Here is a 19,982-nt window from a genome sequence, read left to right as displayed (position 1 = left end):
ACTTTAGATTGGCATTTCCCTCTTGTTATCTCAAATCCTGATTACTTTAAGCTCTCATTCTCTGAAATAACCGATAACATACGTAAAGCGATAATAGCATCTTTACAAATCAAAAAATTAAATAAACTTTTTATAGAATAATTTCTTTCACTAGAGCAAATCGTTACTATTATACTCTTTCTTATTCTATGTAATTTTTGTGTTTTTGTCGTCAGAACAACTCGGGGGGATTGTTATAATACAAAAACCAATATTCGCTTTATTACCTGTGGATATATTTATTGAGTATATAGATCGTAGCTGATTATTTTTTGCTAACTGTATCTATTGGTTCATCCATAGGGGCTACTGTATCAGTTTGAATACTATCAACAACTTGCGTAGTAGTTTCCTCAATAGGCATTTGTTCTTGAGTAGATTCCTCTACTTTTTTGTTACAACTTGTAAGCAATGCACTAAATGTAAGAGCGACAATTAAAACAGTTTTTTTCAAAAAATTTCATTTTAAATTAATAAATCAGTGAACTTAAAAGGCAACATGTAAAATGTTGATTTTCAGTTGTATAAAGTTATGTAAAATGAAAGTAGTTTTCAAAAAAAAGGATGTTAATTTTTAAATTTTAACATTTGTCTGAAATGGATTTAGTTCCCATTGGAATCGATAAAATCAAACGAATTCATAAAAAACTGTGCATTTGTACTTTCAGTTTGGCCAATTACTAAGAGGGTATAAGTTATGTTTCCTTTCAAAATGAAATTCATTTTAAAATCGATTTGATTGTTAATTTTACCCAGAAATTCGATAGCTTCAAATTCGTTTTTGAATTTGAATTTTTTTTCAGAAATGAAGTTGCATTCTCGTCCTTCCTTAGTTAAACTATTCGAAAAACCTTTTTTGAAACCCACGACCATAGCAGCTACTTCTTTTTCAGATAGCTTATGTTTTAATTCTGTAAATTCGCTCATGCTAATTGCATATATGTCACCCTCATATATAGAATTATAACGGTAGAAATTAATTTTACCCAAAGCGGAATCAGAGTTTTTTGACGAAAAATGTGACTTCGAAAGAAAAACAACTTTGTAATTTAATTTATGATCGATAATGGTGTCATTTTGGGAATAAGAAATGGCACAGATTAGTATTAATAAGATTGTTAATATTTTTTTTCTCATGGGGCACGAAAGTTTTAATGGAGTTTGGCAAAAGTAGTACTTTTACATTTCAAATTGATAAAGAAAGAAAAGTTATAAGATGAGTAAAATAGAATGGAAAACAGTTCGTGAGTTTGAAGATATCACGTATAAAAAATGCAATGGTGTAGCTAGAATTGCATTCAATAGACCGGATGTACGCAATGCGTTCAGACCTAAAACTACTGCCGAATTATTAATGGCATTCCACGATGCGCAAGAAGATACTTCAATCGGAGTGGTGTTGTTATCTGCCGAAGGTCCATCTTCTAAAGACGGTATTTGGTCTTTTTGTAGTGGTGGAGACCAAAAAGCACGTGGTCATCAAGGTTATGTCGGAGACGATGGTTACCATAGATTAAATATTCTAGAAGTGCAACGCTTAATTCGTTTTATGCCAAAAGCAGTAATCTGCGTGGTACCAGGTTGGGCTGTGGGTGGAGGACATTCATTGCACGTGGTTTGTGATATGACTTTGGCTAGCAAAGAGCATGCCATTTTCAAACAAACGGATGCCGATGTGACGAGTTTCGATGGTGGTTATGGTTCTGCGTATTTAGCAAAGATGGTAGGTCAGAAAAAAGCCCGTGAAATTTTCTTTTTAGGAAGAAACTATTCTGCACAAGAAGCTTTTGAAATGGGTATGGTTAACGCTGTGATCCCTCATGATGAATTGGAAGATACTGCTTACGAATGGGCTCAGGAAGTATTAGCGAAATCACCAACATCTATTAAAATGCTTAAATTCGCTATGAATTTAACCGATGATGGGATGGTGGGACAACAAGTTTTTGCCGGAGAAGCTACCCGTTTGGCTTATATGACCGAAGAAGCTAAAGAAGGGCGAGATGCTTTTCTTGAAAAACGTAAACCGAATTTCGAAAAGAAATGGTTGCCTTAAAATGATTTATGGTTTTAGTGTATAAAATAATAATTGTGCTATTCGGACTTTTTATGGTTTGGTCTGGTTTTATGATGTTTTTAAAACCACAGACTGTAAAAGATACTATTGCCAAAGCAGGAAGTACTTATTTGATCAATTATGCTGAATTAACAATTCGATTGATTGTTGGTTTTTGTTTTACTAAAATAGTTAGTCAATACGGAATTGTTTATGAATTGACAGGACTTTTTTTGATGGTAACTGCTGTTGTCTTGATGTTTGTTCCTGTTGAACTTCATAATCGATTTTCTGTTATGGCATCGAAAACACTAAAACCTATTTATTTGAAATTTTCGGCTCCAGTTTCAATTACAATTGGAGGATTAATAATTTATGGTTTATTTTAATATATGAAACACTGGATTGAAGCTGCCCGATTACGAACTTTACCACTTTCGGTTTCCGGAATTTTGGTAGGAAGTTTGTATGCCTTGAATAACCCAACTAATGATGTTTTAACACCAACGCAAGTTTTTGACTGGCGAATTTTTATTCTGGCAATTCTAACTACTGTTGGTTTTCAAGTGTTGTCTAATTTTGCGAATGACTATGGAGATGGTGTGAAGGGAACAGATAATGAAGACCGAGTAGGGCCGGAGCGTGCCATTCAAAGTGGTGTAATTACTCCCGAAGCCATGAAAAAAGCAATGTATTTAACAGCATTGTTGACTTTCATTTGTGCTGTTTTATTAATCTATATCGCCTTTTCGGATAAACATTTGCTATTTTCTTTGTTTTTCTTAATCCTAGGAATTTTAGCCATCGCTTCGGCAATTAAATATACCGTTGGCGATTCTGCATACGGTTATAAAGGATTTGGAGATGTTTTTGTCTTTGTTTTTTTTGGATTGGTTAGTACACTTGGAGTTAATTTTTTGTATTCAAAACAGTTCGACTGGCAGCTGGTTCTTCCTGCTTGTGCTATCGGAATGTTGAGTACTGGTGTCCTGAATCTGAATAATATGCGCGATGAATTATCGGATGCAAAAGCAGGAAAAAATACTTTAGTTGTAAAAATGGGTGGTGATAAAGCAAAACTGTACCATTATTTTCTTGTGGTGGGTGCTATGATTTTGGTGCTTGTTTTTGCGCTGATTTACAACGGTGTAGGGTTTCGATGGGATCAATATGCATTTTTGGTGGCGTATTTTCCTTTACTAAGACATTTGAGAGTGGTTTATTTATGTGATGACAATCGAAGATTAGATCCACAACTCAAAGTATTGGCTCTCAGTACTTTTTTGTTATCTGTAATTTTAGCAATGGTGCTAATTTTTTAATTCTAAAACTCATTTTAAAAATATGAAAATCACATTCTACGGTCATGCTTGTTTGGGTATCGAAGTTTCCGGAAAACATATTTTAGTGGATCCGTTTATTTCAGGTAATCCTAAAGCAAATCATATCGATATCAACACAATCAAGGCAGATTATATTCTGATCACTCACGCACATAACGACCATGTGTTGGATGTGGAAACGATCGGTAAAAGAACGAATGCAGTTGTAGTATCTAACTACGAAATCGCCATGCATTACGCCGCAAAAGGTTTGCAATACCATCCTATGAATCACGGTGGAAGTTGGGATTTTGATTTTGGCAATGTGAAGTATGTGAATGCAATTCATACAAGTTCATTCGCCGATGGAAGCTATGGCGGACAACCCGGTGGTTTTGTCATCGAAGGAGAACATAAAAACATATATATCGCTGGCGATACAGCGCTTACTATGGATATGAAGTTAATTCCAATGCGTACAAAATTGGATTTAGCAGTTTTACCCATTGGAAATAATTTCACGATGGATGTTGATGACGCAATTGTTGCTTCAGATTTTCTGGATTGCGATAAAATCTTAGGGTATCATTTTGATACATTTGGTTTTATTGAAATCAATCATGAAGAATCCATCAAAAAATTCTTTGATGCAGGAAAAGACCTTATGTTGCTTGAAATTGGTCAAAGTATTGATTTGTAGTAGCTTTTTACTTTCTTTCTAATGACGGATGAGATTGCACGGTAACTTGTCTCAGTCGGGGCTAGGGGAGTTCGTTAAAAATTGGCATTTAATTTGCCGATACAATTTAAAAATAGAACATGAAATCTAAAATAATACCTTTCTTTTTACTTATTGGTACGATTAGTGCTTTTGCTCAAAGTGCTGATGGTTACTGGGATAATCAGCGAATAACCAATAAGGAAATCAAGTTGTCGGCAGGCGAAAAAATTATCGTAAAATCAGAAGATCTTCCGGTTGGAACTACAGAATTTGTTTACCGAATTACCCTTTTGGATGAAAATCAGAAAATGGTCAACGATCTTGCCTCGGTTTTAAAAGCGATTCCGGATCCCTATTATATTGGAAAAGGTACTGGTGGAGCAATAACATTACTTTCAGGAATTTCAGGGACTGATAAATGTACCTATGCCGTTTTTCAAGAACAGCAAAAAGCTGCTGATTTCTCCGTTTCTGGCAAATTCGATAATGCTTGTGTTTATCAGAAAAACCCGGTAAGTAAAGACGCTAAATTGATTTCTTTGGCTAAAAATACTTGTCTCGATGATGATGTAAAAACAATTTGGTTCGCATTCAAAAATGAAAATTGGATGATGAATGAAAAAATTGTTCTGGAAATTGTACCATGGGTTGATAAAATTGCAAGCCGTGGTTGGACTGCCAAAAGGAAAAATGAAGTAGTTGAAAATCTTATGAAGACGGCTAGTTTGAGTTACTTAAAAAAAGAAACATCCCGCAATGTTGCTTTGAGTTTGTTTAATCAAGTGGAAGAAAAGTTCCGTTACCAGGATTTTAAAGCTTTGTCTGCAGATGAGCAAAAATTTGAAATAGAGCGTTTGGAAGAAAAGGCATTCATTCAAAATGATGCATTGAATTTGTACTATGAGATGATTTGTTACAAAGCGAATCTATTAGCTCAAAAAGGAAATGTTGATGAGGCAATAGCGATGATTGAAAGTAAAGTAACTTCAAAACCGACAGCAAAGGCCGTAAATTACAATTCGTTGGCTGAGTTATATATGAAGTCAAAACAATTTGAAAAAGCGCTTAAAACACTTAAAAATGCCGAAAACATTGACCCAAGTGAACTGAAAGTACAAATGAATTTGGCACACGTGTATATGTTTATGGATAACGTGAGTGCTTCGAAAGAAATTCATAAAAAATATAGGAACCAAAACGTTTCAGCAAAACAAACTTGGAAAAACAAAGCGATTAATGATTTGGATGGATTTAAGAAAACCAATTTGCCTCAAGAAAATATAGGTAGAATCTGGAAATTGTATAATTAAAAAACAAGGTAGTATTTACTATTTCAATTGAAAGCAACTTACCAAAAATATATACTCGATTTTAAACGACCTTCTGGAACTTCAAGAGGAATTTTAACGCAAAAAGAAACTTGGTTTCTACTCTTGGAAAAAGAAGGAAAAAAAGGCATTGGCGAGTGTGGAATTTTAAGAGGTTTATCAGCTGATGATCGACCTGATTATGAAGAGAAATTGCGTTGGGTTTGTGACAATATTTCCCTTGGTGAAAAGTTGCTTTGGGAGTCGCTTAATGAATTTCCTTCAATTCAGTTTGGTGTCGAAATGGCCTTCCGTTCTTTAGAGTCAGAAAATCCATTTCTATTGTTCCCTTCCGAGTTTACTTCGGGTGAAAAGTCAATTCCGATTAATGGATTGGTTTGGATGGGAGACGAGCGTTTTATGAAGGAGCAAATTGAAGAGAAAATTGCACAAGGGTTCTCTTGTATTAAACTAAAAATTGGCGCCATAGATTTTGAAAAAGAGCTCCAATTATTACAATTTATTCGTGAAAATTTTACTCCGACACAGATCGAAATTAGGGTTGATGCGAATGGTGCATTTTCTGCAATTGAAGCTTTAGGTAAATTGAGTAAACTAACTGGTTTTCAAATTCATAGTATTGAGCAGCCAATCCAAAAGAATCAACATGACACAATGGCATTTTTATGTAAAAACAGCATTTTACCAATAGCATTGGATGAAGAGTTGATAGGTGTTTTTTCTTTCGAAGAAAAAGAAGCATTATTACAAAAAATTAAGCCACAATTTATAATTTTAAAGCCAAGTTTTATAGGTGGTTTTCGCGGTACAGAGGAATGGATTTTCTTAGCCGAAAAGTTCAAAATTGGCTGGTGGATTACCTCTGCTTTAGAATCAAATATTGGATTGAATGCTATCTCGCAATATACCTTTTTGAAGCAAAATTCAATGCCTCAAGGATTAGGTACTGGCGCTCTATATTTCAACAATTTTGATTGTCCATTAGAAGTGAATAAGGGTCAACTTTTTTACAATCCAACGGTGCATTGGGATGTAAATTTATAACATAAAAAAACAGGCTTTATGCCTGTTTTTTTTTAATTGTACGAAGAAATTACTTTTTATTTTTCAATTCAACTTCGGTACTGTTTTCACCACTTTTTGTAGAAAATTCAACACCATCTTTGTTTATACTGACAGAGGTTCCGTCTTCTGTTTTTTCGGTGTTATTTTCTACTGGATCTTGGTCATTTTGTTCCTGAACAATAATTGTGTCTTTTTCAATTGTTGTGGTTTCATGAATGGTTTCTTTTTTTTCTGTGCAAGCTAACACGCCTAAAAATGCTGTACTTGTCAATAATAAATGTATTGCTTTCATAATGTGTGTTTTAAAGTTTAGTAAAGTTATGGTGAAACTTTGCTCAAATCTTATAGGAATATGATTTAGATTTATAGAATTCACATTATGAAATAGAGTGATTAATTGGTTGATTTTCATTCTCTTCCTGCATTCAATGACTCCTGATAGTCTTTAAGTTCCTGCCATTTTCCTTGATAGGCTAAAAGTGCTTGTTTTGACCATGTTTCTGGGTTGTGCATGGCATAACGGCTACCAGCTTCATTCAAAATATTTTGGGATGTCTCTACTGAGGTTTCAGCTAGATCTTTCCATGTTTTGATACCTGCTTCATGGTAAAGTTCTTCTATTTTTGGACCAATTCCTTCAATTATTTTCAAATCATTTTCGACTACTTTTTTACTTAAAATTGAAGTTGCTTCTGCTGCGTCAAAAGGGATTATAACTACTGATGTAAAACCATGAACTGATTTTGTTCTGGCATTCAAGAGATCAATTTCTTCTTCCAATTTAGTGTTATAACTACGACAGGCTTCTAATTCAGCTTGAAGATCGGAGTTTGAAAATTCAGTTTTTGCTGCTGCCAATTCTTTCTGTAGTAAATACAATTTATTGTTGAGGTTGTCATTTTCAGTTTCACAGGTATGTAATTTTGAAGTTATATTCAAGATATTTCCGCCAGCCATCATTTTTCCTAACAAATAGCCTAATAATGCGCTTATAAGTCCAACCATTATGGGAATTAAAAAACATGGTATCATAATCAATTGTTTTAGGATTGTTTTATTTAAGTGTAATAACTGTTCTGCGATTCTTGGCTTTACCTTCAGGTGTTAAATTATCAGCAATCGGATCATCCTGACCTTTTGAAAAGGCTTGTATTCTTTTTTCGCTGATTCCGTTTTGCACAAGATACGCTTTGACAAAATCTGCACGATCTTGCCCTAATTGAATGTTTTGGTATTTATTTCCTGTGTTGTCTGTATAACCGGTACAAACTATAACTGCATCTGGAACATTGTCTAAATACTCAGCGAAATCAGCAATACGTTGTCTTTCATCATTAGTTAGGGCAATTTCGGATTGATTCGGATTAAAATATAATAGTAATGGATTTCCGTTTATAGTGTCTTTTATCGCATTCCAGTCCTGTGCTTTGGCTGTAATCTGATTATCGGTGATGCTATAATTTATCGGTCCTGAAATAGTATCCGACTGTATTGTCCATGAATTGACAATTTTTCCATCAATTTCAAAACGATTGGAAGATATTCCTTTACTAATAAAATATTTTTTAACAAAGTAAGCTCTTGCAAATGCTAAATTGGGAAAAGCGGAATGATTTTCTTCACTTTTCAAGGCATATCCAGTAATAGTTAATCGCTTGTTGGGATTAGTTTCAAAATACAATTTTAATTTTTCAATGCCACTGTTGATGTCTTTATGGATGGGTAATGAAGTTTTGAATGATTCTAATGCGAAATTGAAGTTGTTTTTACTGCGGTAGTTGAAGTCTTTGCTAATGAGCTCTAGCTGATTATTGGGTAACTCTATTTTTGCTTCTGAGGTAGTAATAGTTGCTTCTTCCTTTTTTTGATGACATTCCAAGCAACAGAACTTAGAATAAAAAAAGGCTCCAATCACCAAAGTGAGGATAATGCCTAAAATGTAAGTAGTTTGTTTAGACATAGTTACGTATTTTAATGATTAATCAAATGTACTAAAAAAAAATGTTTTAACATTTTTTTTAGTACATTCGCAAAAATTTCATGAAAACACAACCAAACCAAGAATTATGAGGAAAAATTATCTTTTACTAAAGTCGGTTTTATTATTATCGGCTTTTAGTTTACATGCTCAGAAGGGCGAAAAGTATGATCCCGCATCTGCTTTTCAAAAAACAATAAAAATTACTACGCCGGGTACCGGAATTCAAGCACTTCAGGAGTTTGCCAAAAACTACGGCTTGGATAAACGTAATACTTTTCAGATGTATACTGAAACTTCAGATTTTTCTGGATTTACACATCAGAGATACCAACAGTATTTTAATGGGATGAAAGTAGAATTCGGTACTGTTATTACACATACAAAAGATGGTATCGTCGAAAGTGTTAATGGGGAATTGTATAATCCAGCTGATTTGGATCTTAAACCTGTTTTGACGCCGTCACAAGGCTTTCAGAAGGCTTTGGAAATGGTTCCTGCAGAAAAGTTTTTATGGGAAGACCCAGAGGCTGCTTTAATGATGGAGTATCAGAAGCCCGAAGGTGAATTGGTTGTTTTTCCTTTAGTGAACAAAGGTGAAGTTCGATTAGCCTATAAGTATGATATTTACGCTGCTCAACCAGTTTCAAGACAAGAGATTTATGTTGATGCAAATTCAGGAGAGATTTTGTACAAGAATCCAATTATAAAGCATGCCAACCGTCTGATTTCTAATGAAGAAATGCAAGAAAATGCAAAAAAAATGGAATCGGTATTTGTGAGTCCTTTTGTTGCGGGAACAGCAGCAACTCGCTATAGTGGTACCAAAACTATTGAAACATCGTTTAATGCTGGTTTGAATCGATATGTACTACAGGACAACACTAGAGGTAATGGAATTGTTACCTATAATTCTGGTAAAACAAATACATACCCTTCTACGCATTTTACAGATACAGATAATGTTTGGAATGATGGAAATTATACTTCTGGTTCAGCTACTAGAGATAATGCAGCACTAGATGCACATTGGGGTGCAATGATGACTTATGATTTCTGGAAAAATATTTTCAACAGAAATAGTTTTGATGATAAAGGAGCACAAATTAAAAGTTATGTGCATTATGACGATACCCCGACACCTCCAAACAGAGGTTTGGATAATGCATTTTGGAATGGTAGCGTAATGTCTTATGGTGATGGTTTTAGTGCTTTTACAGGACCTTTAACTTCAATTGATGTTTGTGGACATGAAATTGGACATGCAATTTGTTCTTATACAGCGAACTTGGCATATCAAAATCAGTCTGGAGCACTTAATGAAGGTTTTTCAGATATTTGGGGAGTTTGTATTGAACAATATGGTAGAAACGGGAACTTAAATTCTCCTGTGGATACCGCTTCACCAGGAACTGCGGCGGTATGGAAGATAGGTGAGGATATCACTTCTGGTGGTTATTTGCGTTCTATGAGTTATCCAAGAACAAAGTCCCAACCGGATACTTTCCGTGGAACTTTTTATGTGACTACTGCCGATGATGGTACATGTACACCTAATCCAGACACAAACGACAGTTGCGGGGTTCATACCAATAGTGGTGTTTTGAATCATTGGTTTTATATTGTTACTGCTGGAAAATCAGGAACAAATACTGCCCCAACTCCTTACACCTATAACGTTTCGGGGATTGGCTTGACAAAATCTTCACAAATCGCATATTATGCAGAAAGAGATTATTTGACTCCAAACTCAACCTTTATGGATGCTCGTAATGCAACAATTGCTGTGGCAAGTTCGTTGTATTGTGCAACTAGTCCTGAAGTTCAATCGGTTACAAATGCTTGGTATGCTGTAAACGTTGGTAGTGCATTTTCTGCTCCAGCAAATGATGTTGCTTTGAAAGCAATTTCAGGAGGTAATAGTAATGTGGCTTGCGGAAGTGTTTATAGTCCATCTATTGTTTTGGAGAATGGTGGAACTTCAACTTTGTCTTCGGTAACAATTACATACAATGTAGATGGCGGTGCTAATACAGTAATTAACTGGAACGGAAATTTATCAAATTGTTCTCAAGCTACTCAAGCTATTCCTGTAAGTGGATTAACTAGAGGTTATCATACCATTAATGTAACGACTACCACTTCTGGTGATGGAAATGCGGTAAATAATACAAAATCATTGGTAGTTGTTGTAAATGATATCGGTACAGTAGGAGCTGTTAACGGATTTAATGCTGCTGGCGATGTTTTAGTATCTATTGATTCCAACGGGAAAACCAATTCTGTTTGGCAAAGAGGTACGGTTAATAAGACGTTATTATCATCGACTGCAACGGGTAATTCACCTGGATATGCCACGAAATTGGTTGGTAACTATCCTGATAAAACTACTTCGTACTTGGTGTCACAATGTTATAATTTATCTTCAATTTCAAATGCTAGCGTAAGTTTTGATATGGCTTTTGATCTTGAATCCAACTGGGATATTATCTATTTCGAATATTCTACCAATTCTGGAGCTACATGGGATGTTTTAGGAACTTCTGCTGATCCTAACTGGTATAATAGCCCAAGACTTCCTGATGGAACAGATTGTTTTAACTGTATAGGAAAACAATGGACTGGTGATTATGCTACTGCACCTGTGGGTGGTACAGGGGTAAATGGAAATAAGCGTAATTATACTCATAGCTTAGCAGCTCTTGGAAATCCTTCAAATGCAATTTTCAGATTTACATTTGTGTCTGATGATGCCGCAAATCAGGAAGGAGTATTTATTGATAACTTTGTTATTCAAGGAACTTTAGGAACAAATGAAAACAGTTTTGAGAAGTTTTCAGTTTATCCTAACCCTTCAAAAGGTAAGTTTAATGTTGTGTTGTCCACAACTGAAGAGGTAAAAGTGACAATTTATGATATTAGAGGTCGTTCTGTTTATCAACAATCGTACCCAAGTAAAGGAATTGTTTTTAATGAAGAAATTAGTTTGAATTCATTGACTTCAGGCGTTTATATACTAAATGTAGAAAGTGCTGGTAAAAAAGAAGCAAGAAGAATCATAATCGAATAGTAATTGTTCATAGATGTAAAAAAGTCCCGCTTAAGCGGGACTTTTTTTTAGTGGTAATAATTTACAAAGAATGTAAATTTAAAGGAATATAATCGTTTTTATCCTCAAACCATGTGTCTGAGTAGTTGTCGGGATCTCCAATTAAAAGTTTAGGTTTGATGCTTAAAATTGGAATTTTTGCGTTGTTTATAATTTCATCAGTAAATGTATTACCCATGAATAAATGATACCATTTTTTATCTAAAGTTGCGTTAATTACAATTAAATCGGATTCAGATTCTTCAGCTTTGTCTAAAATTCTTTGCTCAATTCCATTACATGGAATCAGATCATAGCTCACATCTAAATCATAATATTGGGCTAAATTTCTAACTTCATTTATTTTTTCAGATAGCGTATTAACCTCATTTATCTTTTCAAATTCATACACACCTAGTAGATGTAGCTTTGGATTGTATTTTTTTAGTATAGGCTTTATGAATTCATATTTTTCAACAGTGCCTTCTACAATTCGAATAGGGTAGAGTATTTTTTTAAATTTTGTTTTGTTGAAACAAGGTGGAATTGAAAGAATTGGAACATTTGATTTTTTTATAATACTCATGGCATTGCTTCCGGCTAATAATTCGTAATAACCAGATTGACCATGAGTTCCAATAATTGTAAGATTGATACCATTATCTTCTTCATAATTTGCCACACCATTAGCTACGCTGTCAATAGTCACATTCGTTGCAATTTTAAGGAGTGTTGTTTTTTCAATATAAGTGGCATGCATGTTCAATTTTTCTTTAGCATTTTGCATGAGTTGCTTTTGGATATTTACTGTTTTGCCATTTATGGTAGCAAATTTACCCAAGACTAATGGTTCAACCACATGCAAAAGATGTAATGTAGCATTATGAACTTCTCCTATAGCTATTGCAAGAGTTAAGGCATTATTGGCTGATTCTGAAAAATCTGTGGGAACCAAAATGTTTTTAATAGAATATTCCATATCATAAATTTTAATTAGTATTCTATAGCATCGAATTAGTTTCCGGATGTGTCTTATTCACGTATTAATTGTAATTCCTTTAGAATGTTTTCACAAAATAAAATTGCATCTACAATATCTGATTTATCTGCAAATGGAGTTAATTTCCTTTCGAATGTATCCGTTTCAGACATAAATGTCTTTATCGTTTGTTGTTGTTTGTCCAATAGTTTATTGTTCTCGGTATTATCTGGAATTCCAACATCATTTATTGTAACACCTCTTTTGTTTGTTAAAGCTATAAATGGTAGTTTATTAGTTATTACATTTATTCTTTCAATGTACAAGTCAACTAAATCCCCTTTTTGCATTCTTTCAAGTTCATTTTTTTCATGATACTTTTTGAGGACTGCTGTTGGACTAATTATACTTTTTGAGATGGTTTTAGTTTGTGCTTTAATAGCGCATGTCGGAATTGCAATTAAGAGTGATAAAAAAATAATTTTCTTCATATGATTTCAATAATTTATTTTCTGATTCTACTTTTTGGGACTAGGGCCTATTTTTTATCTATTTTGGTGATGTAAATAGGGTAAAGGATTTCTTTGTTATAATTTTGTAATAGTATTTCGCTTTGTTACAAAGTTAGACTACCTTTAACTGTAAAACATTGACGATCGTCAATCAATAAAAAATAATTAACTATGTCCTTTATACTTTCAAAATATTCATTTAAGAGTAATGAGCTTTTAGATAATGTTAAGCCTGAATTTATGGTAGAATTGGAAGGAATTAAAAGTTTGAAGTCGTTTGCGAAAAATGATATTTTGTATGAAGAAGGTAGTGAACCTAAAGCGGTATACAGACTAACCAAAGGTAAGGTTAAAATTGAACAGCTCAATCAAGATGGTAAGACAAGAATAGTATACATCTATACACAGGGTGAGTTTTTTGGTTTTCGTCCTTTACTTAGTAATGAGAAACATCCTGTAACTGCAATATTTTTGGAAGAAAGCGAAATTGAAGTTTATGAAGGTCAGGAGTTTATAGATATTTCAAAGAGAGCACCTAATTTATCTTTTAATTTGGTTAAAATTCTGAGTTTTGAATTCAATGTTTGGATCAATTTGATTTCTTCTTTGTCCCATAAATCAGCCAAGGAAAAAATCGCTTTAATATTATTGATTTTGAATGAAAAATATAAAGAGGAAAATGAGAAATCAGAAATTACCATTACAAAATCAGATATAGCAAGGTATTCAGAAACATCTGAAGAAACAGTGGTTAGAGTAATTGGTTTTTTTGAATCTCAAGGAATCCTTGAAAATAAAGGACGCTCGTTAGAAATTATAGATCCCAAATTATTGTCGATAATAGCAGAGGGTTTTTAATTGGCTTTAATTTTAATCTTTGAAAAGAAAGAAAAAACCCTGTAAATTAGTTTTTACAGGGTTTTTTTAGTGGAACCGGAGAGAATCGAACTCTCGTCCAAACAAGCAATCAAAAAGCTTTCTACATGTTTAGTTCCTGATTAGATTTTCGACAAAAGGCGATGCCAGGAACAGCAACCTTTCGCTTAGCTTTATTAATGTCAGAAAGGATTTAAAGCATTACCTTTCCTAGGTTTATTTTTACGGTTCCCCTAAATCAAACGCCACAAACCAAGGCTTCTGAGGAGAATCTAGCTTTCCCACCTTGTGAGAACTAGGCAAATCGTACTATAATTCGGATTAAGCAGCTAAAGCGTAATTATTTTCGCCGTGTAAAAGTTCGGGACATTATATTTATGAGCAACACCCCAATGCTCAACATGCTTACAGATTAATTCCACTCGCTGTCAAAACCAGTCGGCCCCAGTAAGATTGCAAATCTACTAATTTATTATCAAATATTATTCCAAAATCGGTTCTCCTTTTTTTCGAATGTGAAAAGGATAATCACCAAACAATCCGGTCGCTAGTTTTAAGTAATATGTTTTTCGAGTGTACTTGTTTGAAAGACAGATTAATGTAGTTTTTTCCTTCATTAGTTTTACATAAGCAGAAGTATTTCCATGCCACCAGCCGTTATGATAAAATAATTGTTTTCCGTCTTCCCATTCTAAAAGTCGAATGCCTAAACCGTAATTTCTTTTGCCTCTGCTTTCATAACTGTATCCTTTATAGACTTCTTGTAATAGTTTTTTATTCAAAAAAGAAGGATTATAGGTGGCCAAATCAAATTTTAATAAATCTCTTGCAGTAGAATAGATGTTTTTATCACCATAAATATCATCCAAATGATTTAACGGGTATTTTATGTAATTCCCTTTATAGGAATTGCATGTAGTATCGGCATGCTTTTTCATGTCAAATACAAAAGTACTTTTCATATTAAGAGGTTCAAAAATCAACTTGCTCATAGCAGTTCTGTAATCCATTTTGGTAGCTTTTTCAATGATTAAAGCTAAAATGGCATAGTTCGTATTGCAATAACTGAAACGGGAATCGGTTTTGAACTCTAGTTGTATATTGTGTTTGTTGATAATAGGAATTAAGTCACTATTATGTAATGTATCACGTTTATTCCAAACATCCTTTTTATCAACAAAATAGCTATAATTGCGCAAGCCAGTTCTGTGATTTAACAATGTTCTGACCGTAATGTCTTCATAAGGAAAATCAGGTAAAATAGTATTTACTTTTTGATCTAATTGAATTTTTTTAGAATCAATCAATAAAAGTGTAGCCGTTGCGGTAAGTACTTTACTCACTGAAGCGATATGTAACGGAGTATTGGCTTCTATTGGAGTTTTCTTTTTGAAATCACTCATGCCGCTGTAATGTTCATAAATGATTTCCCCGTTTTGCGCAACCAAAATGCTTCCCGAAAAATCATTGGTGGCAAACTCTTTATTGTATAAATAGTTAAGACTATCAACAATCTGTTGTTTTTTGGTAGTATTTAAATTGGTTTTCTCAAAGGCAAATGGTTGTAAGGCATAAATGCCGTTAACTTTGGATTCTTCTTTAGTTTTTAAAGGTGTTTTTTTTTCTTTCGTACATGAAAGAACGGCAATTCCAGTCGCAATTATTGCGATATATTTTGATGCTTTTAAATAATTCATGGTGTAATGATAGAAGGGCAAATATAATTAAAGTTCTCTTTTTGAGGAATAGTTTTTACATGTTAATTCTACTTGATTTATGTCTTTTAAAAGTTATATTTGCAACAATTTTAAAGTAAATAGTGATTATTTATTTAAACCGCTAATTAACCAACAACAAATTATGAAATTCGGAATAATCAAAGAAAGAAAGAACCCGCCAGACAGAAGAGTCGTTTTTACGCCTGATGAATTGGTGAAACTAAAAGAACAGTTTCCACAGGCCGAAATTGCTGTGGAGGCCTCTGATATTAGAATTTTTCCCGATGCAGAATATACAGATTTAGGTTTTGATGTAACAAATGATGTGACGGATTGTGATGTTTTGATTGGGGTTAAAGAAGTTCCTGTTGATGCCTTACTTCCAAATAAAAAATATTTTTTCTTTTCTCATACTATCAAAAAACAACCTTATAATAGAAAACTGTTAGTGGCTTGTTTGGAAAAGAATATTGAATTAATCGATCACGAAACGATTGTGAATGCTCGCAATCACCGTTTGATTGGTTTTGGTCGTTATGCAGGAATAGTTGGAGCTTACAATGGTTTTAGAGCCTTCGGTATTAAATTTGAATTGTTCAATTTGCCAAAAGCAGAAACTTTACCGGATAAAGCTGCATTAGTGGAACGTTTGCGCCGCCCTGTTTTACCTCCAATCAAAATTGTATTGACAGGTCATGGAAAAGTAGGTATGGGAGCCAAAGAAATTCTAGATGATATGAAAATCAAACAGGTTTCTATTGATGATTACCTGTCTAAAACGTATACACAACCGGTATATACCCAAATTGACGTATTGGATTACAACAAACGAATTGATGGAAAACCTTCAGATAAGAATGATTTTTATACGAATCCTCAAGAGTATACTTCAGATTTTGAGCGTTTTACTAAAGTGTCTGATATTTTTATGGCGGGTCATTTCTATGGAAATGGTGCACCAGAAATTTTAACTCGTGATATGTTAAGAGCTGCGGATAATAAAATTAAGGTAGTGGCTGATATTTCTTGTGATGTTGCAGGACCAATTGCTTGTACTTTAAGAGCGTCAACTATTGCTGATCCACTTTATGGGTATTATCCAAGTGAAAATAAAGAAGTAGATATCAATCACCCAGCTGCAATAGTGGTAATGGCCGTGGATAACCTTCCTTGCGAATTGCCAAAAGATGCCAGTGAAGGTTTCGGAGAAATGTTCTTAGAACATGTAATTCCTGCATTTTATAACAATGATCAGGATGGTATCTTGGCAAGAGCGACAATTTGTAAAAACGGACAACTGACAGATAAATTCAACTATTTGCAGGATTATGTAGACGGTAAAGAGTAAATTTCCTAACGAATCAATAAGTAAATTAATAAAACTAAATTTTGAAGCCTCATTTTTTGAGGCTTTTTTATTTCTTTATTGCTACTATAAAATTCATAACGAAAGAATAGTCAAATTGCGAAATCTGATTTATTTTTGAATAAACTAAACCAATAATAAATGAAGAAAATAGCAGTTTTGTTCTTACTTATTTCTACAATTGGATTTTCCCAAAACTCAGATGAAGAACAACTAAAGGCAATCTATAATCAAGCGCTCACTAATTCTAAATGTTATCGATGGCTTGATTATTTATCCAATTCCATTGGACACCGACTCTCCGGCTCCGTTGGTGCTGAGAAGGCGGTTGATTATACGAAATTACAAATGGAAAGTTTAGGTGCCTTTGATAAAGTATACCTACAAGAAGTTATGGTTCCAAAATGGATCAGAGGTGAGAAAGAAACTGCATATATAGCTGATGGAAAGAAAAAAGTAAATGTCCCTATCTGCGCTTTAGGAGGTTCGGTGGCAACCTCAAATAAAGGTATTACAGCCGAAGTAGTGGAAGTTAGAACGATAGAGGAGCTACAACAGTTAGGTGAAGCGAAGCTAAAAGGAAAAATTGTTTTTTTTAACCGCCCGATGAACCCTGCTAATATAGAAGCGTTTCATTCGTATCGTGACGCTGGTGATCAGCGAAGGGTAGGTGCTAAGGAGGCTGCAAAGTATGGAGCTGTTGCTGTTGTGGTTCGTTCTTTGAACTTTAGATTGGACGATTTTCCACATGCGGGTAATACTAATTATGGTTCTCTTACTCAAGAACAAAAAATTCCCGCTTGTGCTATTAGTACCAATGGAGCAGAATTGCTGAGTAAAACCTTAAAAAAGAATCCGAAGTTGCAATTTTTCATGAAACAATCCTGTCATCAAGAAGCTGATGTGTTGTCTTATAATGTGATAGGAGAAATAAAAGGTTCTGAAACACCTGAAAATATAATGGTTGTTGGCGGTCATCTTGATTCTTGGGACTTAGCCGATGGTTCACATGATGATGGAGCAGGTTGTGTTCAGAGTATGGAAGTGGCTTCAATTTTTAAAAGTATAGGTTACAAACCTAAAAATACGATCCGAGTGGTTTTATTTATGAACGAAGAAAATGGTGGTAAAGGCGGCGATAAATATCAGGAACTTTCATTAAAAAATAATGAAAATCACATTTTTGCGATGGAAAGTGATTCAGGAGGTTTTACACCAAGAGGTTTTGCTTTGGAAGCAGATGAAAATTCCTTCGCTAAAATCTTAAGTTGGAAAACACTTTTTGAACCCTATTTAATTCATAGTTTTATTAAAGGTCATGGAGGTTCTGATATACAAGATCTGACATCCAAACGAATCGTAAAAGCAGGATTGCGACCGGATTCTCAACGTTATTTTGATTATCATCATGCAGCTAATGATACATTTGATGCAGTAAATAAAAGAGAATTGGAATTAGGTGCAGCAACAATGACATCGTTAATTTATCTTATCGATAAATACGGAATCTAAATCTATATAAATGGAAACGGCTCAATTACTAAATTGAGCCGTTTTGTATTTATTACTTAGTTGTTATTCCAATCAATTTTTCTTGAAAAGTACATAACAGTACCGAGTATTAAGAATAATCCAATACTACCAACCAATAAAGCATAGCTTTCTAATTGGATAATAACATAGATAAATGTGTATAAACCTAATAACGCGGCTCCAATGAGTAATGGAAATTTTCTGTCGTTCAAAATGGAAATGGAATATAGAGTTATCATGACAACGACGGATGAACCAGCAACTAAATAAGCCAAAGTAAAACTGGAATGTTCAGTAATAGCAATTAATAGTGTATAAAACATAATCAAGGCTAAACCAATCATACAATATTGGAAAATATGGATACTGATTTTACTAATTGATTGGATTAAGAAAAAAATCAAAAAGGTTAATCCAATAACTAAAAAGCCGTATTTGGAAGCACGCTCGTTTTGCTGATATTCATCAACAGTATCAATTAGTTTGACACCAAAGGAATACTCGTTCAAATTGGGGATTTTACTCTTATGTTGCTGTGAAAAGGATCTGTTAATGTCTAAAATCTTCCATTCTGCATGAAATCCTTTTTTATTCATGATTTTAGTAGTGTCATTGGCCGCAAATGCACCTTCGAAACTCGGTGAATCCCAGTCGGAATCAATATTTACCGTACTGGTTTTTCCTATCGGAATGAATTTAATACTATTACTACCGTTATATTTCATGTCAAATTCGAAATTAACAGTTCCATTTTTAACCAACTCGTTATAGTTGAACGGATTGGTTTCTAGAGTGCCGTAAAATGTATCCTGCTCGTCTTTGGATTCAAATTGTAATTTTTGATTGCTAACATTTAGTACTAAATCACTTTTGATACTTTTAAGATTGGTAGTTTTTACGACAACTGTAGCTTTGTCCCAGAGTACATCGTCTGGTTTAATTCCTAATTTTTCGAAATGAGTAGTGCCAAATTGTCCCTGAAAGTGCATATCCGCAGTATAGACTACATTGTTGTAAATACCTCTTTTTAAAGAAGTGTTTTTTTTCACATTGGATTTGGTATTGAGCTTTTCAGGAAAAAAATAAGCATAATCAGTAATGACTTTATTTTGAACTGTTATGACTTTGCCATTCGAAACATTGAATTCCTCATACCTTTTGAATGGGATTTTTAAAATTGGTCCATAAAAAACAACGTCGTTCCCCCAGAGTTGGGTAACTTCGTTTACAACTTCTTTTTTACGTTCTGAACGCTCAGTAATTAGTTCTTTGACTAATTGCAAAGGGATAAGCAGGAATAAGGTTAAAAAACCTACCATAATCATTTTTACCGTGTTGGATTGTAAAAATGAAAGATTGGATGGACTGTTTTGTGTTTCCATTGGATTGATCGATTTAATG

General features: G+C 33.8%; 19 protein-coding genes and 1 other RNA gene. 10 read left to right on the top strand and 10 right to left on the bottom strand.

The genetic code is table 11. The features are described from left to right. Positions 1-304: 304 nt before the first annotated feature. Both ACFO7M_RS06050 and ACFO7M_RS06045 read right to left on the bottom strand, forming a co-directional pair. On the bottom strand, positions 305-493 hold the full coding sequence (locus tag ACFO7M_RS06050; protein ID WP_379711967.1) for a hypothetical protein: 189 nt from the start codon (positions 491-493) through the stop codon (positions 305-307). A 149-nt stretch (positions 494-642) separates the two neighbouring features. Beyond that, positions 643-1,176 carry a hypothetical protein gene (locus ACFO7M_RS06045; RefSeq protein WP_379734598.1) on the bottom strand — a complete coding sequence of 178 codons (534 nt, stop codon included), beginning with the start codon at positions 1,174-1,176 and terminating at the stop codon, positions 643-645. Positions 1,177-1,255: 79 nt separating this feature from the next. Between ACFO7M_RS06045 and ACFO7M_RS06040 the strand changes: the two genes are divergently transcribed. The 6 genes from ACFO7M_RS06040 (at position 1,256) to ACFO7M_RS06015 (ending at position 6,510) form a co-directional block, all read left to right on the top strand. Beyond that, on the top strand, positions 1,256-2,095 hold the full coding sequence (locus ACFO7M_RS06040) for a 1,4-dihydroxy-2-naphthoyl-CoA synthase (RefSeq protein ID WP_379711971.1): 840 nt from the start codon (positions 1,256-1,258) through the stop codon (positions 2,093-2,095). A 17-nt stretch (positions 2,096-2,112) separates the two neighbouring features. After that, positions 2,113-2,484: a hypothetical protein gene (locus ACFO7M_RS06035; protein WP_379734596.1), complete on the top strand. Its 372-nt coding sequence runs from the start codon at positions 2,113-2,115 to the stop codon at positions 2,482-2,484. Positions 2,485-2,487: 3 nt separating this feature from the next. Continuing rightward, a complete protein-coding gene (menA, locus tag ACFO7M_RS06030; protein WP_379711975.1) occupies positions 2,488-3,417 on the top strand; it encodes a 1,4-dihydroxy-2-naphthoate octaprenyltransferase in 930 nt (309 codons plus the stop codon). Positions 3,418-3,439: 22 nt separating this feature from the next. Next, positions 3,440-4,117, top strand: a complete 678-nt coding sequence (locus ACFO7M_RS06025; protein WP_379734594.1) for a metal-dependent hydrolase — start codon at positions 3,440-3,442, stop codon at positions 4,115-4,117. A 119-nt stretch (positions 4,118-4,236) separates the two neighbouring features. After that, positions 4,237-5,448, top strand: a complete 1,212-nt coding sequence (locus ACFO7M_RS06020; RefSeq protein ID WP_379711979.1) for a tetratricopeptide repeat protein — start codon at positions 4,237-4,239, stop codon at positions 5,446-5,448. Positions 5,449-5,475: 27 nt separating this feature from the next. Beyond that, a complete protein-coding gene (locus ACFO7M_RS06015; RefSeq protein ID WP_379734592.1) occupies positions 5,476-6,510 on the top strand; it encodes an o-succinylbenzoate synthase in 1,035 nt (344 codons plus the stop codon). A 49-nt stretch (positions 6,511-6,559) separates the two neighbouring features. On the opposite strand, the gene ACFO7M_RS06010 is transcribed toward ACFO7M_RS06015, so the two are convergent. The 3 genes from ACFO7M_RS06010 to ACFO7M_RS06000 form a co-directional block, all read right to left on the bottom strand. Beyond that, the gene (locus ACFO7M_RS06010; RefSeq protein ID WP_379734590.1) at positions 6,560-6,823 is read right to left on the bottom strand and encodes a hypothetical protein; all 264 of its coding nucleotides are present in this window, start codon (positions 6,821-6,823) and stop codon (positions 6,560-6,562) included. A gap of 116 nt (positions 6,824-6,939) precedes the next feature. Next, the gene (locus ACFO7M_RS06005; protein WP_379711985.1) at positions 6,940-7,563 is read right to left on the bottom strand and encodes a hypothetical protein; all 624 of its coding nucleotides are present in this window, start codon (positions 7,561-7,563) and stop codon (positions 6,940-6,942) included. A 22-nt stretch (positions 7,564-7,585) separates the two neighbouring features. Continuing rightward, entirely contained in the window at positions 7,586-8,491 is a 906-nt protein-coding gene (locus ACFO7M_RS06000) for an OmpA family protein (RefSeq protein WP_379734588.1), read from the bottom strand. Positions 8,492-8,597: 106 nt separating this feature from the next. Here ACFO7M_RS06000 and ACFO7M_RS05995 point away from each other — a divergent pair, with 106 nt between their 5' ends. Beyond that, complete coding sequence (locus tag ACFO7M_RS05995) at positions 8,598-11,579, top strand: M4 family metallopeptidase (protein ID WP_379734586.1); 2,982 nt, start codon at positions 8,598-8,600, stop codon at positions 11,577-11,579. 61 nt (positions 11,580-11,640) lie between these two features. On the opposite strand, the gene ACFO7M_RS05990 is transcribed toward ACFO7M_RS05995, so the two are convergent. Together ACFO7M_RS05990 and ACFO7M_RS05985 are read right to left on the bottom strand one after the other, a co-directional pair. After that, positions 11,641-12,576 carry a universal stress protein gene (locus ACFO7M_RS05990; RefSeq protein WP_379734584.1) on the bottom strand — a complete coding sequence of 312 codons (936 nt, stop codon included), beginning with the start codon at positions 12,574-12,576 and terminating at the stop codon, positions 11,641-11,643. 53 nt (positions 12,577-12,629) lie between these two features. Then, the gene (locus tag ACFO7M_RS05985) at positions 12,630-13,067 is read right to left on the bottom strand and encodes a hypothetical protein (protein WP_379734583.1); all 438 of its coding nucleotides are present in this window, start codon (positions 13,065-13,067) and stop codon (positions 12,630-12,632) included. Positions 13,068-13,259: 192 nt separating this feature from the next. Here ACFO7M_RS05985 and ACFO7M_RS05980 point away from each other — a divergent pair, with 192 nt between their 5' ends. Next, the gene (locus tag ACFO7M_RS05980; protein WP_379711995.1) at positions 13,260-13,946 is read left to right on the top strand and encodes a Crp/Fnr family transcriptional regulator; all 687 of its coding nucleotides are present in this window, start codon (positions 13,260-13,262) and stop codon (positions 13,944-13,946) included. Positions 13,947-14,013: 67 nt separating this feature from the next. On the opposite strand, the gene ssrA is transcribed toward ACFO7M_RS05980, so the two are convergent. Both ssrA and ACFO7M_RS05970 read right to left on the bottom strand, forming a co-directional pair. Then, positions 14,014-14,410: a transfer-messenger RNA gene (ssrA, locus tag ACFO7M_RS05975) on the bottom strand. Between the two features lie 36 nt (positions 14,411-14,446). Next, entirely contained in the window at positions 14,447-15,661 is a 1,215-nt protein-coding gene (locus ACFO7M_RS05970; RefSeq protein ID WP_379734581.1) for a serine hydrolase domain-containing protein, read from the bottom strand. A gap of 163 nt (positions 15,662-15,824) precedes the next feature. Here ACFO7M_RS05970 and ACFO7M_RS05965 point away from each other — a divergent pair, with 163 nt between their 5' ends. Beyond that, positions 15,825-17,030 (top strand): NAD(P)-dependent oxidoreductase, encoded by a 1,206-nt coding sequence (locus ACFO7M_RS05965; RefSeq protein ID WP_379734579.1) that lies wholly within the window; start codon positions 15,825-15,827, stop codon positions 17,028-17,030. Positions 17,031-17,189: 159 nt separating this feature from the next. Next, positions 17,190-18,560 carry a M28 family peptidase gene (locus tag ACFO7M_RS05960; protein WP_379734577.1) on the top strand — a complete coding sequence of 457 codons (1,371 nt, stop codon included), beginning with the start codon at positions 17,190-17,192 and terminating at the stop codon, positions 18,558-18,560. Positions 18,561-18,616: 56 nt separating this feature from the next. Here the strand turns inward: ACFO7M_RS05960 and creD are convergent, their stop codons facing one another. Next, complete coding sequence (gene creD / locus ACFO7M_RS05955) at positions 18,617-19,963, bottom strand: cell envelope integrity protein CreD (protein WP_379734575.1); 1,347 nt, start codon at positions 19,961-19,963, stop codon at positions 18,617-18,619. Positions 19,964-19,982 lie beyond the last annotated feature (19 nt).

It is taken from the genome of Flavobacterium sp. GCM10023249, from assembly GCF_042653365.1.
Lineage (GTDB): Bacteria > Bacteroidota > Bacteroidia > Flavobacteriales > Flavobacteriaceae > Flavobacterium.
The sequence above is the reverse complement of the archived record's forward strand: the minus strand, read 5'-3'. Positions and strand labels throughout refer to the sequence as shown.

Coding starts and splice junctions, on each gene's coding strand:
- ACFO7M_RS06045 (WP_379734598.1), bottom strand. CDS start 1,176: ATGAGAAAAAAAATATTAACAATCTTATTAATACTAATCTGTGCCATT.
- ACFO7M_RS06040 (WP_379711971.1), top strand. CDS start 1,256: ATGAGTAAAATAGAATGGAAAACAGTTCGTGAGTTTGAAGATATCACG.
- menA (WP_379711975.1), top strand. CDS start 2,488: ATGAAACACTGGATTGAAGCTGCCCGATTACGAACTTTACCACTTTCG.
- ACFO7M_RS06025 (WP_379734594.1), top strand. CDS start 3,440: ATGAAAATCACATTCTACGGTCATGCTTGTTTGGGTATCGAAGTTTCC.
- ACFO7M_RS06020 (WP_379711979.1), top strand. CDS start 4,237: ATGAAATCTAAAATAATACCTTTCTTTTTACTTATTGGTACGATTAGT.
- ACFO7M_RS06010 (WP_379734590.1), bottom strand. CDS start 6,823: ATGAAAGCAATACATTTATTATTGACAAGTACAGCATTTTTAGGCGTG.
- ACFO7M_RS06005 (WP_379711985.1), bottom strand. CDS start 7,563: ATGATACCATGTTTTTTAATTCCCATAATGGTTGGACTTATAAGCGCA.
- ACFO7M_RS06000 (WP_379734588.1), bottom strand. CDS start 8,491: ATGTCTAAACAAACTACTTACATTTTAGGCATTATCCTCACTTTGGTG.
- ACFO7M_RS05995 (WP_379734586.1), top strand. CDS start 8,598: ATGAGGAAAAATTATCTTTTACTAAAGTCGGTTTTATTATTATCGGCT.
- ACFO7M_RS05990 (WP_379734584.1), bottom strand. CDS start 12,576: ATGGAATATTCTATTAAAAACATTTTGGTTCCCACAGATTTTTCAGAA.
- ACFO7M_RS05985 (WP_379734583.1), bottom strand. CDS start 13,067: ATGAAGAAAATTATTTTTTTATCACTCTTAATTGCAATTCCGACATGC.
- ACFO7M_RS05980 (WP_379711995.1), top strand. CDS start 13,260: ATGTCCTTTATACTTTCAAAATATTCATTTAAGAGTAATGAGCTTTTA.
- ACFO7M_RS05970 (WP_379734581.1), bottom strand. CDS start 15,661: ATGAATTATTTAAAAGCATCAAAATATATCGCAATAATTGCGACTGGA.
- ACFO7M_RS05965 (WP_379734579.1), top strand. CDS start 15,825: ATGAAATTCGGAATAATCAAAGAAAGAAAGAACCCGCCAGACAGAAGA.
- ACFO7M_RS05960 (WP_379734577.1), top strand. CDS start 17,190: ATGAAGAAAATAGCAGTTTTGTTCTTACTTATTTCTACAATTGGATTT.
- creD (WP_379734575.1), bottom strand. CDS start 19,963: ATGGAAACACAAAACAGTCCATCCAATCTTTCATTTTTACAATCCAAC.